At 73.4% G+C, this 15531-nt stretch carries 11 protein-coding genes; 7 read left to right on the plus strand and 4 right to left on the minus strand.

What is annotated here, in order from left to right:
• Positions 1-148 precede the first annotated feature (148 nt).
• The 3 genes from OHB01_RS16095 to OHB01_RS16105 form a co-directional block, all read right to left on the minus strand.
• Positions 149-3883 carry a hypothetical protein gene (locus tag OHB01_RS16095; RefSeq protein ID WP_328855580.1) on the minus strand — a complete coding sequence of 1245 codons (3735 nt, stop codon included), beginning with the start codon at positions 3881-3883 and terminating at the stop codon, positions 149-151.
• Positions 3884-4403: 520 nt separating this feature from the next.
• On the minus strand, positions 4404-5654 hold the full coding sequence (locus OHB01_RS16100; RefSeq protein ID WP_328855581.1) for a hypothetical protein: 1251 nt from the start codon (positions 5652-5654) through the stop codon (positions 4404-4406).
• A gap of 41 nt (positions 5655-5695) precedes the next feature.
• Entirely contained in the window at positions 5696-6424 is a 729-nt protein-coding gene (locus OHB01_RS16105; RefSeq protein WP_168065753.1) for a CAP domain-containing protein, read from the minus strand.
• A gap of 337 nt (positions 6425-6761) precedes the next feature.
• Between OHB01_RS16105 and rplM the strand changes: the two genes are divergently transcribed.
• From rplM to OHB01_RS16130, 5 genes are all read left to right on the plus strand, one after another.
• Positions 6762-7205 (plus strand): 50S ribosomal protein L13, encoded by a 444-nt coding sequence (rplM, locus tag OHB01_RS16110; RefSeq protein ID WP_079316251.1) that lies wholly within the window; start codon positions 6762-6764, stop codon positions 7203-7205.
• A 30-nt stretch (positions 7206-7235) separates the two neighbouring features.
• A complete protein-coding gene (rpsI, locus tag OHB01_RS16115) occupies positions 7236-7757 on the plus strand; it encodes a 30S ribosomal protein S9 (protein ID WP_142646711.1) in 522 nt (173 codons plus the stop codon).
• On the plus strand, positions 7757-9142 hold the full coding sequence (gene glmM / locus OHB01_RS16120) for a phosphoglucosamine mutase (protein WP_328855582.1): 1386 nt from the start codon (positions 7757-7759) through the stop codon (positions 9140-9142). Before rpsI ends, glmM begins: the two co-directional genes overlap by 1 nt.
• 102 nt (positions 9143-9244) lie before the next feature.
• Positions 9245-12028 carry an AAA family ATPase gene (locus tag OHB01_RS16125; RefSeq protein WP_328855583.1) on the plus strand — a complete coding sequence of 928 codons (2784 nt, stop codon included), beginning with the start codon at positions 9245-9247 and terminating at the stop codon, positions 12026-12028.
• A gap of 138 nt (positions 12029-12166) precedes the next feature.
• Entirely contained in the window at positions 12167-13057 is an 891-nt protein-coding gene (locus OHB01_RS16130) for an alpha/beta hydrolase family protein (RefSeq protein WP_419197578.1), read from the plus strand.
• Positions 13058-13131: 74 nt separating this feature from the next.
• On the opposite strand, the gene OHB01_RS16135 is transcribed toward OHB01_RS16130, so the two are convergent.
• A complete protein-coding gene (locus tag OHB01_RS16135; RefSeq protein WP_142646707.1) occupies positions 13132-14037 on the minus strand; it encodes an AraC family transcriptional regulator in 906 nt (301 codons plus the stop codon).
• Positions 14038-14184: 147 nt separating this feature from the next.
• Here OHB01_RS16135 and OHB01_RS16140 point away from each other — a divergent pair, with 147 nt between their 5' ends.
• Complete coding sequence (locus OHB01_RS16140) at positions 14185-14502, plus strand: putative quinol monooxygenase (protein WP_328855584.1); 318 nt, start codon at positions 14185-14187, stop codon at positions 14500-14502.
• A gap of 45 nt (positions 14503-14547) precedes the next feature.
• Positions 14548-15507 (plus strand): alpha/beta hydrolase, encoded by a 960-nt coding sequence (locus tag OHB01_RS16145; protein ID WP_328855585.1) that lies wholly within the window; start codon positions 14548-14550, stop codon positions 15505-15507.
• The last annotated feature ends 24 nt before the right edge of the window (positions 15508-15531 follow it).

Raw genomic sequence — 15531 nt, forward strand, 5'->3', positions numbered from 1 at the left:
ATGAGCTCCCTGCGCATCACCAGGCCGGCGCACCCCGCAGATCCCGTCCCGGTCTGCCGCCCGCGATGCCCTGTGCGCGCCGAGCCGTTGGTGCGGATCGGGGCTGTGGCGGCGCGCGGCCTCTCGCGGAGGCCGCGCGCCGGGATCGTCAGCGTGAGGCGCGCTTCTCGATCACCTTCGCCATGTGGTCGCGGAAGGCGCCGCTGATCGGCCCGAGGTTCTTGTCGTTCGCGTCCGGGGTGTGCCCGTCGGTGTAGGTGGCGTAGCTGAACACGATGTAGCGCCCCCACACCATGCCCGCGGCGTAGCCGCCGGAGATCGACACCTTGTCCGCCCGGCTCTTCTTGTCGCCGTCGAGGCCGCGGAACCAGACGTTCGCGTTGAGATCCTTGGCCTGGTCGACGGCGAGGGCCTCGGTCTTGCCCGGCAGCACGGCGATGCCCGTGGTCACGGCGTACTGGCGCTTGCTGTCCACGAAGGTCGCCCGGAGCACCCTGCGGCACTGCTGCTCGGCGAGGGCCTGCGCGAACGCGCCCGTCGCCGCCTTCCCGCAGTCGTCGGTCACGTTCATCGTGACCCTGCGGTACGTCCGGCCCGCCAGCGTCACCTTCTCGTCCGGGAACGCCTCCGTCGGCTTCAGGGTCTTGGGGTCGGTCTGCTCGGAGTCGAGGATCGTGGAGGAGACCGTGGAAGCCGGCGTCGGCTCCTCGGTGGCGGTCGGGGCGGCGGTGGTGGCGGCCGGCGTGGGCGCGGCCTGGCTGCCGTCAGGCTCGCCCGAGTAGGCGAAGTAGGCCGCGGTGCCGATCGCCCCCACGACGACCACTGCGCCGGCGGCCATCAGGATCCGCTTGATCTTCCCGCCGGACGGGGGAGAGCCGGCGGTGCCCAGCCGTGCCGGGAGGTTGCCCTCGGAGCCGCCGGGGGTGGAGGGGTCGGGCCCGAATCCGGGTGGAGGCGTCGGCTTGCCCGCCTTGGCCGGGGTCACCGGCGTGAACGCGAACGGGGTCTCACCGGTCGGCTGCGAGGGCGAACCGGTCGTGGGAGAGGTTGTCGCCATCTGTCCTGAACTGGGGTCGGGGGAGTCCGCCCCGTCGGTGCCATCGCTCGCGGACGGACCCGGGGGCGGCGTGTCGGATGGCGCCGCGCCCGAGGGCACGGCGGATGGCGGGACATCCGGGGGGGACGTCGCGGACGGCGACGGGGACGGTGACTGAGACGCGGTCTGACCCTGTGCCTCGTCCTGTCTCCCCAGTGGTGTCCCGTACGGTGCGCTGTCCTGCGCCTGACCAGGCGCGATCGATGTCTGTGTGGGTGCTGGGAACGGTTCCTCGGGCTGCGGTGCGGGCAGCGGCTGTGTCGTCGTGTCGTGGGCCGGGTGCTGCGGTTCGGTGATCGGAGCGGTCTGTCCGGAGGGCACGAGGGCATGGCCGGGTTCGTGCGGTGTGCCGGGCAGCGGCAACCCCTCGATGGGGGTCACCGCGGCGGCGATCTCGGCCCCGAAGCCCGCGGGCGGCCCGGCGATCGGCGCCGTGTGATCCGATGCCGCATGATTCGGTGCTGCGTGATTCGGTGCCGCGTGATCCGGTGCCGCGTGATGCTGCGCGGGGGGATACGACGCGTCCGCGGGAGCGTCCTGCCCCGAGCCGCCCCGTGCGGACTGTCCTGGTCCTTCGGCGGACGAGCCGCCGTCGGCCTGCATGTCGGCATGCGCGTCGGCCTGCATGTCGGCAGGGCGTGCCGGGTCCGCGGATGATCCCGTGTGCTCTGCCGCGGCGGAGGGATCCGGCCCGGTGGTTCGGTCGGGTGCGATGGCGTGGTCGGGTGCGGTGGCGTGCTCGGGAGCGCTGTGGCGGCCGGACGGGGTGGGCAGGTCGGGCACGGTGGTCTGGTGGGATGCCGTGGTCTGGTGAGATGCCGTGGTCTGGCCGGACGCCCTGGACTGGTCGGACGCTGTGGACTGGTCGGGCGTGCCGGTGGGAGCGAGCGCGTCGCCAGGTGCGTCGCCCGGCTCGCTCGTGCCCGCACCGTCGCCGGACGCGCCCTCGGACGCCTGCACTATGGCGGGCTCCTCCTGGTAGGCGTGCGTCGGCGGCCAGGAGGTGCCCGCGGGCAGCTCGCCCTGCGGGTACGGCTCGCCCGGCAGCCGTGGCGGCCACACGGGCACGTCTCCGGGCTCCCCGGGACGGACCGCCTCCGGGGGCACGGCTCCCTGCCCGTACGCCTCCGGATACGGGGCGAACTCCGGGGCGGGCTGCGGCGCGTACTGCTGCCCGTATTGGGGCCCATGCTGCGGCCCGTGCTGGGGCCCGTGCTGGGGTGCGTACTCGGGCCCGGACTGCGGCGGGGCGGCGGGCGGATACCCCTGGTGGGGAGCGGGAGCCTGATGCCAGCCGTCCCCGCCGGACGGCTGCCCCGGGGCGGGTCCCCACTCCGGGAACGTCGGCACGCCGGGCTGGGCGGCCCAGGGTCCGCCGGTGTTCTGCTGATCCGGCCCGTACGACCCCGGTGCCGGAGGAGGGCCGCCGGGCTGCTGCCAGGCGGGAGGCCCGGCCGGGCCCTGCCACGCCCCGCCGTGAGATCCCTCGTCGTACGGCGAGGGGGACGCGCCGAAGGCACCGGGACCGGCCGGTGCGCCACCCGGCGGGGCCTGCCACGGGGCGGGGCCGGTGTCACCCGTCCCGGCCGGGGCGGGGCCCTGCGGCCACTGCGACTCGTTGCCCGAGTAAGGCCAGGAGGTGACGCCGCCAGGCTGCATGCCGGGCTGGGGACCGGGTTGGGGACCAGGCTGCGTGCCGGGATCGCCGACGGGGGCGGGCCACATCTGCGGGGCTCCCGAGGAGGGCGGCTCCTGCTGCCACGACTGCGGGGCCGAACCAGGCGGAGGCGGGATCGGGCCCGGCGGGGCCGGCTGCCAGGCCGGTGTTCCGGGGCCGTGCGGAGGCCACGGCTGCGCTCCCGGATCGGCCTGCGCCTGCCACGCCGGGTTGGGCCCCTCCATGGGCGGCTGCCACGCCGCAGGGTTCGCCCCATCTGCGGGCGGCTGCCAGGAGTGCGCCCCGGGGCCGTGGGCGGGCTGCTGCGGGCCCGGAGGCGGGGGAAGCTGCGGGTACGCCGGGCCGCCCGCGCCCGGTGCGGGTTGCCAGGACGGCTGCGCGGGCTGCCAGGACGCGGCGTCCGGGCCCTGTGCGTGCTGCGGGTGCTGGTGGTCCCACTGCGCGGCGTTGGGGTCGGCCGGTGGCTGCCACGGGTTGCCCTGGTTCTCGGGTTGCCAGGAGGGTCCGCCGGGGCCGAGCGCGGGTGGCTGCGGGTTGGCGGCGTTGGGGTCGGCCGGTGGCTGCCACGGGTTGCCCTGGTTCTCGGGTTGCCAGGAGGGTCCGCCGGGGCCGAGCGCGGGCTGCTGGGGGATGGCGGCGTTCGGGTCGGCCGGAGGCTGCCACGGGGACGTGGCCGGAGCCGGGGGCTGCCAGGCAGGCGGGCCATACCCGGGGTGTCCCTGGGCGCCCTGGCCGGGCTGCTGCGGCTCGCCGGGACCGGGCTGCTGCCACGCGTGGATGCCCTGGCCTTCAGGCTGCTGCCAGGTGGGCGTGCCGGCGCCATAAGCGGGCTGCGGAGGAACGGCGCCATAGCCGGCACCGTCAGCGGCGCCGTAGCCGACACCCTGGTCGGCTCCCTGGCCGGCGCGGTGATCGGCTCCTTGATCGGCTCCGGAGTGCGGCTCACCGGGTGCGGGCAGGGCGAGGGCCTCGTCGCCGGGGCGGCGCGGCACGGGAAGGTTCCCGGCGTCGCCTGACACCCCGGTGTCCCCCGAAACTCCCGCGTTCCCCGGCAGGTTCTCGCTCCCGGGCGTTCCGGCGCTCCCGGAGACCCCGTAGCCACCCGGCATGCCCTCGCTCCCGGGCGTTCCGGCGTCTCCCGACACTCCGTGGCCGCCCGGCGTTCCGGCATCGCCGGGCACAGCGGCGTTTCCGGGGGCGGCGGGCGGTGGGCCGTACGCCGGGACGGCCCTGAACCTGTTCGTGCTCTCCGGGTCGTCGTCAGACGATTGCGGCGCCCCGAGACCGCCGGGTAGCCCGAACCTGGTCGGGTAGGACACTTCCGTCGTCCGGTCCGCCGCACCCACGGCGTCCGGGGCCCAGGCCGTGCCGTCGTCCGCCGCGGGCTGACCGAACCCGGGCGACGGGGTCTGCCCGAAGCTCGGAGGTGGCGTCGGAGATGTCGCCGAGCCTTCGGCGTCCGCCTCGGGGCGGGCCCGCGCCGTTTCGTGCTCGTGCCCGGAACCGGAATCCTTGCCACGCATAGCCGGAAGCGTAACGGCGCGGGCGCGATCGGCGTGCCCCTATGGGCGTTTCGGTCCGTGCCGCCCCAGCTCGCCCACCGGCCTTCACCTCAGCGAACGCCTGGCCTCAGCTGGGGCCACCGTTCAGCGAACGAGTGTCGAGGGCAGGGAAAACAGTCGCGTCGGTGACGTCCACCGCTGCCTGGTAGAGCCGTTTCAGCTCGTTCTTGGCCGGCTTGTGGCCATCCTTGAACTGGAACCAGAGCAGCACCGCGTAGTGGCCGTGGGTCCAGCCGCCCGCGTACGCCTCGCCGGTGCCGAGGTGCTTGGTGGCCTCGTCCTTGCCCGGCAGCGGCTTGAGGTAGTCCTTGCGCTCGCCGCCGCCTCCGGCCGAGGCGACCTTCTTCGCCGTGGCGGACGTCTTGAGGTTGGCGACGCCCACGGTGCCGATGACCACGCCCTTGGAGTCGGCGAAGCTCGCCCGCAGCAGCTGCGTGCATGCGCCCGCCTTGAGCGCCTTGGTGATTTTGTCGCCCGTGACGCCGTCCGCACATTTTTTCTCCTTGCGGTACGCCGTGCGGACGTATGAACGCTTGTTCTTGACGAATTTGCCCTTCGCGAACAGTTCCCGGAGCGACAGCGGGGTTTTGTCGGTCGTCCGTGAGGCGGTGTAGCCGAACTTGCCGGGGGGTCCCTCGGAGACGAGCGGTTTCGTGGGGCGGACGGTGGGCGTCGGGGCGGCGACCGGCGGCTTCTCGTTGCGCGCGGCGTACCACAGACCGGTGAACAACGCGCCGATCATGAGCAGCAGGGCGAGGCCGAGCGCCCAGGGGCGACGCCACCAGGGGCCCTTCGCGTCCGGATCCCACACCGGCTCCGGCGGCGGAGGCATCCGCGACGCCGCCCGCTGCCGCCGCGCGTCCGCGTCCGCGCCGCCCGCCTGACCGCCCGAGGAGGCCGCGTACGCGCCTGAGGGGGACGCGTACGGCCCGGTCGGCGCCGCGTACGGCCCGGACGCGAGCTCCTCCGCACGCTGGGGGCCCTCCTGCTCGTAGGCCCCGGCGTACGGCGGCTGCTCGGGCTGCTGCTGGTATCCCTGTTGCTGGTACGCCTGCTGCGGATGGCCCTGCTGCGGATGGCCCTGGTAGGGCGCCTGCTCACGTGCGTACGGCGACCGCTCGCGCTCGTATGGAGACTGCTCGCGGGCATACGGCGACGGCTCGCGCTGGTATGGCGGCTGCCCCCCGCCGTAAGGGGGCGCGTCGCGACGGCCGGCGAGGGGCGCGTCGTCCCCGCCGGAGTACGGCGGCAGGTCTCGCCTGCGGGGATCCGGGGGATGATGCGGCGGAGGTGGTTGCTGGTCGCCGGGGTAACCCATGGCGCTGAGATTAGTCGGCGATCTGGACAGATGAGGAAGGGTCAGGAATACCCGAAGTCCTCGGTCCACCACGGACCGCCCTCGCCCGTGCTCACGCCGACCCCCGTCGCGACCAGGCGGCAGTCGAGCAGCGTGGAGCGGTCGCTGCGCCCGGCCATCCAGCCGCGTACGACCGCCTCGGCGGTCTGGTAGCCCCTGGCGATCGTCTCGGCCCCGCCGTCGGAGTAGCCCGCCGCGCCCATGCGCTCCCAGGGGGAGGCGCCGCCGGGAGAGCTGTGCCGGAACAGCTTGCTCGACGCCATCTCGTCCGAGTGCGCGCGGGCGGACTCCACCAGGCGCGGGTCCACGCGCAGGGGCCGGCAGCCGTGCTTGCGGCGCTCGGCGTTGACCAGGCGCACGACCTCGGCCTCCATCGAGGCGTACTGCATCGAGTCGGCGTCGTACGCGTCGCCGCCGCCGCCGTCGTTTCCGGGTGTGATGACGGTGTGCCGCGAGCCGCTGCCGTAGCCGTCGATCAGGTTGGAGGGCGGCTTCTCCTTCCGGGGGCGGCGCTGCGGCTCCTCCCGGGGGGCGGTCGGAGTCGTGGTGTGCAGCACGTGGTCGAGAGTGGGCCGCTCGCGCGGCACCGCGCCCGCCGCGTTCACGCTCAGCGACGGAGACGGCTCCGTCTCGCGCAGATAGACGTCTTCGAGCGCGCTCGATCTGGCGCTCATTCTGCCGATCACGACGCCGGTGAGCAGGATGGCCACCGCGCACGCCAGCAGACCCATCTGAGTCCCCCGCAGGGGGCCACGGAAGGTGTGTTTTTTGTAAGGGGTCTGCCACATACCGCAGTCAAATATAGAGATCCGCGCCATGGGGAAGAAGAGGCTAATGGGTATGGATTTGATGAACGTTCAAATGAGGCGTTCCAACCCCGCGTGCCCCTCGCTGTTTTGACCAGGCGGCATCGGGTCGGTAGTCTGCTAGTTCGTTGTGTGTGGATCGGTCTGTCCGCAGACCGGTGCACGGCGCGTCCGGCGTCTTCTCCCGTACATGTGGAGACGGAGGTTGTCGCCGTGCCTGCGCAACCTACCGAGAGTTCACATTCCGACAGAAGGCACTGCCGTGCGCACGTTCTCACCGAAGCCCAACGACGTCGAACGTCAGTGGTACGTCATCGACGCGACCGACGTCGTGCTCGGCCGGCTGGCCAGCCAGGTGGCGACCCTGCTCCGCGGGAAGCACAAGCCGATCTTCGCTCCGCATGTCGACACGGGTGACTTCGTCATCGTCATCAACGCCGACAAGATCGCCCTGAGCGGCAACAAGCTCGAGCAGAAGAAGGCGTACCGCCACTCGGGTTACCCCGGCGGTCTGCGCTCCGTCAGCTACGGCGAGCTCATGGAGAAGCGTCCGGACCGGGCCGTCGAGAAGGCCGTCCGTGGCATGCTTCCCAAGAACGCCCTGGGCCGGAAGATGGCCAAGAAGCTCAAGGTCTACGCCGGCGCCGAGCACCCGCACCAGGCCCAGCAGCCGGTGCCCTTCCAGATCACCCAGATCGCCCAGTAATCGCGAGCCAGGAAAGTTAAGAGGAGAACCGTGGCCGAGCCCACCGGTATCGAGACGCTCGTCGAGGGCGAGCCGGAAGACTACTCCTCGGAGGAGTTCCCCTCCGAGTACACCACCGAGTCGGCCCCTGCCGGCGAGGGCGCCGTGCGCAAGCCCGTCACCACGGGCAACTCGTACGGCACCGGCCGCCGCAAGGAGGCCATCGCCCGTGTCCGCATCGTGCCGGGCACCGGCAAGTGGACGATCAACGGCCGCTCGCTGGACAGCTACTTCCCGAACAAGGTCCACCAGCAGCTGATCAACGAGCCGTTCGTCGTGCTCGGCGCCGAGGACGCGTTCGACGTCATCGCCCGCATCGACGGCGGCGGCGTGACCGGCCAGGCCGGTGCGCTGCGCATGGGCCTGTCCCGCGCGCTCGCCGCTCTGGACGCCGAGGTCAACCGCCCGCCGCTGAAGAAGGCCGGCTTCCTCACCCGTGACGCCCGCGCCACGGAGCGGAAGAAGTACGGCCTCAAGAAGGCCCGTAAGGCTCCGCAGTACAGCAAGCGTTAATGTCGCGGAACCCCGTGGGCGCCCCCTCCCGGGGGCGCCTCTTCGGCACCGACGGGGTACGTGGGGTCGCCGGGCGCGACCTCACCGCGGAGCTGGCCATGGACCTGTCCGTGGCCGCCGCGCACGTGCTCGGCGACGCCGGGGCGTTCCACGCCAGCGTCGGGCGGCGCGGCCGCCCGATCGCCGTCGTAGGCCGGGACCCGCGGGCTTCAGGAGAGTTCCTGGAGGCCGCCGTGGTCGCCGGCCTCGCGTCGTCTGGTGTGGACGTGCTGCGGCTCGGCGTGCTGCCCACCCCCGCGGTCGCGTACCTGACCAACGCGCTGGGAGCCGACCTCGGCGTCATGCTCTCCGCGTCGCACAACCCCGCGCCGGACAACGGCATCAAGTTCTTCAGCCGGGGCGGCTACAAGCTGCCCGACGCGGTGGAGAACGAGATCGAGCAGCGGCTCGGGGAGGAGTGGGACCGCCCGGTCGGCGCGTCCGTCGGCCGGGTCCGTGAGGCGTACGGCGAGGCCGACCGATACGTCTCCCACCTGCTCACCACGCTGCCCCACCGCCTCGACGGGCTGCGGGTCGTCGTCGACTGCGCGCACGGCGCGGCGCACATGGTCGCCCCGGAGGCGCTGCTGCGCGCCGGAGCGGTCGTGGAGACCATCGGCGCCGCCCCTGACGGGCTGAACATCAACGACGGTGTGGGCTCGACCCATCTGGCCGCCCTGCGGGAGGCCGTCGTCGGAAGCGGCGCCGACCTCGGCATCGCCTACGACGGCGACGCCGACCGCTGCCTCGCGGTCACCGGTGCGGGCGAGGAGGTCGACGGCGACCAGATCATGGCGATCCTGGCGCTGTCGATGCAGGCCGACGGCCGCCTCGCCAAGGACACGGTCGTCGCGACGGTCATGTCCAACCTGGGGTTCAAGCTCGCCCTCAGAGAGGCAGGCCTGACCGTGGTGGAGACCGCGGTCGGCGACCGGTATGTCCTGGAGGCGATGCAGGACGGCGGCTACACGCTCGGCGGCGAGCAGTCCGGTCACGTGATCATGCTGGACCACGCCACGACCGGGGACGGCCTGCTGACCTCGCTCCACCTGATGGCCGAGGTGGCCCGGCAGGGCCGTTCCCTCGCCGACCTCGCGTCGGTGATGACGAGGCTGCCGCAGGTGCTCGTCAACGTCAGGGACGTGGCCAAGGCGAAGGCCTCCGACCCCGCGCTGCGGGCGGCCGTGGCCGAGGCGGAGGCCGAGCTCGGGGAGACCGGCCGCGTGCTGATCCGCCCGAGCGGCACCGAGCCGATGATCCGGGTCATGGTCGAGGCCGCGTCGCACGACCAGGCCAAGGCCGTGGCCGATCGCCTCGCGGACGTCGTCCGTACGGTCTGCGTCTGACGCGCGTCACCAGCCGACAAGGAACCCCGCCGGGTGCGTGCCCGGCGGGGTTCCTTATTGGAAGCGCTTCTCAATTGCGTAATGTGCGCGTAACACTGATTTATGTCTTATCTGACCGGTGTTCCGACGGGGGCGTTAAGGGGGCGTGACAAGGAGTCGGACGCGCTGCGCGCGCTCGTGGACCGGGCCGGGGCCGGTGCGGGCGGGTGCCTGCTCCTCCTCGGCGGCCCGGGCACGGGCAAGACCGCGCTGCTCGATCTCGCCGCCGCGTACGCGGCCGGCGAAACCCCGCACGGGTTCCTCGTGCTCCGCACCCAGGGGGTGAGAGGCGAGACCCACCTGCCGTACGCCGGGCTGCACGCCCTGCTCCACCCGATCGCGGATCGGCTGGACACGACGGCGGCCGACATGCGGATGCTCGCCGAGGCGCTGCGCGCCGGCGTCGCCCCGGGCGGCCTGGCGCTGCCCGCCGCGCTGCTGCGGCTCCTGCGGACCGCCGGGCGCCCGGTGCTGGTGTGCGCCGACGACCTCCAGTGGCTCGACGCCCCCAGCCGGGAGGCGATCTGTTTCGTGGCCCGCCGGGCCGTCGCGGCGCCCGTCGCGGTGCTGCTCGCCTCCGGGGAGCCCGGCACGGCCCCCGGCGACCTGCCGCCGCTGCCGCTCGCGCCCCTCGACGAGCGGGCGTCCTGCCAGGTGCTCGACGACCTCGTGCCCGACGGGCTCCCGGGCGACCTGCGTACGGCGCTGGTGCGGGCGGCCCGGGGCAACCCGCTCGCGCTGGCCGAGCTCGCCGGCTCGCTGACCGACGCGCACCGCACGGGCGCGGCGCCGCCGCCCGAGACGCCGCCACGCGCCGGACGGCTGTGGCGGGCGTACGCCGACCGGCTCCGCGGCCTGCCCGCCGACACGGCCGACCTCGTCCTGCTGATCGCGGCCGATCCCGGCATCGACGCCGCCACGCTGGTGCGCGCCGCGGAGTCGCGGTGCGGGCTCGCGCCCCTGGAGGCGGCGGAGACCGCGGGCGTCGTCGCCGAGACTCCGGACGGCGGCTTCGACCTGGCCGACCCGATCCTGCGGCACGTCGCGTACGCCGAGGCGTCCCTCGCCCGGCGGCGGGCCGCCCACCGCCTGCTGGCACGCCTCTACGACGGTGTTCCCGGCGGGGAGCACCAGCGGCTGCGGCGGGCCTGGCACCGCGCCGCCGCACTCGACGGGCCCGCCGACCACCTGGCGGAAGACCTCGTACGCGCGCTCGCGGCGGCACCGAAGGCGGCGGCGAAGGCGACGGCGTTTCCCGAGCCGTTCCGCGTCCTCGAACGGGCGGCCGAGCTCACCGGGCACGGCGAGGCCAAGGCCGCACGGCTGGCCGCGGCCGCCCGGCACGCCTGGCAGGCCGGGCAGCCGCAGCGGGCGAGGTCGCTGCTGTCCCGGATCGACACGCTCGGGGCGGGGGTCGAGGTGCGCGGTCACGCCGAACTCGTCAGGGGCAGCCTGGAGCTGCGCGCCGGCACGACCGACAGCGCCTGCGACACGCTGCTCGCCGCCGCGGAGCGGCTGCTGCGCACCGACCGCGAGCAGGCCGTACGCGCGCTCGTCCGGGCGGGCGAGGCGAGCTACCTGGCGGGGGACAACCGCCGGTTCCTGGCGATCGCACGTCGGGCCGAGACCCTACGGCGGCCCGACGACGACCACGTCACGCGCCTGGCGCTGGAGTATCTCGCGGGCATGGCCGCCACCTTCCGGGGCAGACACCGTGAGGCGACCGCCTCGCTGCGCCGCGTCGTCTCCGGGGTGACGGCGCCGCCCTCGGCCGGCAGCCCTTGGGCGCTCGTGTGGGGCGGCGTGGCGCACCTTCTGCTCGGCAACGGCGCCGACGCGCTCACGCTGGCGTCCCGGGCGGTCGAGATGGCGCGCGCTCACGGCGCGGTCGCCAGCATGCCGCAGATGCTGGAGATCCTGATCCAGGCCCAGCTCTGGAGCGGCCGTTATGACGCGGTCGCGGCCAACGCCATGGACGGCCTGCGCCTGGCGCAGGAGACGGGCCGGGCCACCAGCGGCGCGCAGCATCTCGCCTGGCTCGCGTTCACCGCCGCCGTCGCGGGCGACGAGGAGACCTGCGTCCTGCGGGCGGCGCGGGCCGTCGAACTGGCCGCCGCCCACGGCGTCAGCGTGGCCGAGGCGCTCGGCACGCTGGCCCTGGCCCATCTGGACGTCGCGGCGAACCGCCACGCCGACGCCGTGAACCGGCTGCGCACGGTCGCCCGTACGGGTGACCCCCTCGTCGTGCGGGTGATGGCGACGCCGCTGCTCGTCGAGAGCGCCGTACGCACCGGAGACATCGCGCAGGCGAGGGACGCGCTGGTCATACTGGACCGCTGGGCCGACAGCACCCGCGACCCCGACCGGCTGGCGCTGGCGGCCCGGTGCCACGCGCTGCTCGCGCCCCCGGCCGAGGCGGGGGAGCGCTTCTCCGAGGCGCTCGAACTGCACCGTCAGGGGGCGTGCGCGTTCGAGACCGCGCGCACGCGGCTGCTGTACGGCGGCATGCTCAGGCGGTCGCGCCGCCCCGGCGCGGCCCGCGAGCACCTGCACGGCGCCCTGGAGACGTTCGAGCGGTACGGCGCCCGCCTGTGGAGCGAGCACGCCCGCGCGGAGCTGCGCGCGGCCGGGGAGTCGGTGCGGCCGTCGGCGTCCCGCTCGGAGGCCGGCCGGCTGCTCACGGCTCAGCAGTTCCAGATCGCCACCCTGGTGGCGGAGGGCGCGACGAACCGCGAGGTGGCGGCCCGGCTGTTCATCAGCCCGCGCACCGTGGAGCACCACCTGCGCAACATCTTCGCCAGGCTCGGCGTGCGCTCCCGGGTCGAGCTGACCCGCCTCCTGTCGTGAGGCGGGCGGGTATCGGCGACCGGTGATTTCACCGATGCGCGTGCGGCGTCGGCGGCGCGACAGTGACGACGGTCAAACCGCTCGCGGGAACGGGCCCGTGTGGCCGTTCCCACTCCTCCCCCCAAGGAGTGCACCGACGTGCCGACACACTCCCCAACCCTGCTTCTGCGACGCCTGTCCTCCGCGGTCACGACGCTGGCGCTCGTCGTGCTGCTCGCACTGGCCGGCGGTCTCCTCACCGCTCCCGCCGCCCACGCCGCCGTACACGGCCCCGACCCCACCGACGCGCTGCTGGAGGCGTCGCGCGGGCCGTACGCGACCGCGCAGGTCGACGTGTCGTCGCTGCTCGTGAGCGGTTTCGGCGGCGGGACCATCTACTATCCGACCACCACGTCCGAGGGGACGTTCGGCGGCGTGGCCATCGCCCCCGGTTACACGGCCGACAAGTCGAGCCTCGCGTGGCTGGCCGCCCGGCTCGCCTCGCACGGCTTCGTGGTGTTCAACATCGACACGCTGACCCGGCTCGACCAGCCCGACAGCCGGGGCAGGCAGCTGCTCGCGGCCCTCGACTACCTGACTGAGCGCAGCTCGGTCCGCGGCCGGGTGGACGCGAGCAGGCTCGGCGTGATGGGCCACTCGATGGGCGGCGGCGGCACGCTGGAGGCCGTGGACGGCCGGCCGTCGCTGCGGGCCGCGGTGCCGCTGACGCCGTGGAACCTCGACAAGACCTGGCCGGGCGTGCAGACCCCGACGCTGATCATCGGCGCGGACAACGACACGGTCGCGCCGGTCTCCTCGCACGCGGCGCCCTTCTACACCAGCCTGCCGTCCTCGCTCGACAAGGCATATCTGGAACTGAACAACGCCACCCACTTCGCGCCGAACACGACCAACACCACCATCGGCAAGTACGCCGTGGCCTGGATGAAGCGGTTCGTGGACGACGACACCCGCTATGACCGGTTCCTCTGCCCGGGCCCGAGCCGTGGTCTGACCGTGGAGGAATACCGCAGCACCTGCCCGTTCTGACGTCTCCCCGGCGTCTCTCCGGCGTACGGACGGCCGCCCGTTCACGGCGGTCGTCCGTACGCCGCTGACTGCTGTCAGGGCAGGACGCCGGCGGGAGTGCGGACGCTCTGCCGCAGGCGGGCGGCGTCCTGGCTCGGCGGCGCGCCGAACTGACGGCGGTATTCCCGGCTGAACTGCGACGGGTTGTCGTAGCCCACGCGGTGGCCGACTCCGATGACGTCGCCCGGGTGGGTGGCGAGCAGCAGCCGGGCCTCCTGCAGCCGGATCTGCTTCTGGAACTGGATGGGGCTCATCGCGGTCACCGCGTGGAAGTTGCGGTAGAAGGCGGAGACGCTCATGCCGGACAGCCGTGCGAGGTCCTCGACGCGGAACGACCGGGCGTAGTGCTCGCGGATCCAGCGCACGGCCCGCGAGATGTGGCTGAGGCCGCTGTCGGCGAGGCCGAGCTGGCGCACCGTCGCGCCCTGCTCGCCGGTGATCACGCGCCACAGGATCTCGCGCTTGACCAGCGGGGCGAGCACGGCCCGGTCGCGCGGCTCGTCGAGCAGGCGCAGCAGCCGGACCACCGCGTCGAGCAGCGGAGCCGGGGCGTCGGTGACGGTGATCCCCGGCGCCGCGCCTCCGCTCGTGAGGGGAGTGTCACCGGGCGCGGCCTGCAGCAGCAGCTCGGCTACGGCGGACGGTTCCAGGACGAGACCGAAGCCCAGCGCAGGACGTTCGGGGTCCGCCTGGGTGAACTGCCCGGTCACCGGCAGATCGACCGAGGCGACCAGATACTGTCCGGCGCCGTACTCGAAGATCCGGTCGCCGAGCGCGAGGCGTTTGGCGCCCTGGGCGATGACCGCCAGCACGGTGCCGGACATCGAGGGCGCCGGTGGGTCCGACCTGTCGACCTTCGAGACGAGCACGCCGTCGATGGCGGTGGTCCCGTCGGGCCGGGCATGCCGCGCCAGCAGGGTGCGGAGCTCTTCGAGGCACATGCGGCCATTGCAGCACGATTCCGGGCCAGCGTTCCCGAACGCGAGAGGATCGTGCAAATAGCGGCGAGCATCATTCTAACGTTTCCGCAGGTCAAACCGATTTAATGGGATCAGCTCACTCCACCGATGAGAAACACGAGGGAATCAATGACCGTCACCTACGGCTTCGCCGCGACCCTGACCGCCAGGCCCGGCATGGGCGACCTGCTGGTCGACATGCTGCTGACCGGCCTTGACGAGGGCAGCCCCGCCGCGAGCGAGCACTGCGTCGTCTATCTGGTCTCCCGCTCCGCCTCCGACCCCGAGGTCGTCCACGTCATCGAGGGCTGGACCAGCGAGGAGGACCACCACCGGGTCTTCGCCGGCGAGGCCGCCCAGGCCATCGTTGCGCGGATCGGCGGGCTGCTGGCCAAGGAGTCGGAATATGCCGACCACGTCCCGGTGCGCGGCAAGGCCGCCTTCTGACCCCGCCGGCCACCCGGCGACCCTCCCCTCTGAAAGGCAGTGACCATGACCCCCGTACGCCCCGCCCTGGACCCCCAACTGCGTGACCTGCTGGCCGAGATGCCCCTCATGTCGCAGCTCGACGCCGAAGTGCTCGCGCACCTGCGCCGGCTTCCGGCGGCCCCCGTCGACTCCCTCCTCGCAGACCGGCGGGTCGACCGGCGCGAGGTCACCGTGCCCGCCCCGGACGGCGCCCCGATCGCCCTTTCGATCTTCAGTCCGGAGAACGCCGCCGACGCGCCCTGCGTCTACTGGATGCACGGGGGCGGGATGGTCATGGGCGACCGCTTCTCGCAGATCGACATCCCGCTGGAGTGGCTCGACCGGTTCGGCGCGGTCGTGGTCTCCGTCGAATATCGGCTCGCCCCGGAGGCCACCGGCACAACCCTCGTCGACGACTGCTACCAGGGCCTGCTCTGGGTCGCCGAGCACGCCGCCGAGCTCGGCGTCGATCCCGCCAGGATCGTCGTCGCGGGCGCCAGCGCGGGCGGCGGCCTCGCCGCGGGCGTCACGCTGCTGGCCCGCGACCGCGGCACCCCGCTTATCGCCGCGCAGGTGCTGATCTGCCCCATGCTCGACCACCGCAACACCAGCACGTCGAGCCGCCAGTTCTCCGGCGTGCCCGGCGTCTGGACCCGTGAGATGAACGAGTTCGGCTGGCGGTCCGTCCTCGGCGGCCGCACCGGCGACGAGGTGCCCCCGTACGTCTCGCCCGCGCTGGCGGACGACCTGTCGGGCCTGCCGGCCACCTACATCGACACCGGCTCCGCCGAGGTCTTCCGCGACGAGGACGCCGACTACGCCACCCGCATCTGGGCGGCCGGGGGTCAGGCCGAGCTGCACGTCTGGGCGGGCGGCTTCCACGGATTCGACGCCCTCTTTCCGCAGGCGCGGATCTCGGCCACGGCCCGCCGTACGCGCACCGAGTGGCTCGCCCGCGTCCTGTCCCCCGACGCCACCGCATGACGCCGCCGAGCAGACGGTTATTCG

It is taken from the genome of Microbispora hainanensis, assembly GCF_036186745.1.
GTDB lineage: Bacteria > Actinomycetota > Actinomycetes > Streptosporangiales > Streptosporangiaceae > Microbispora.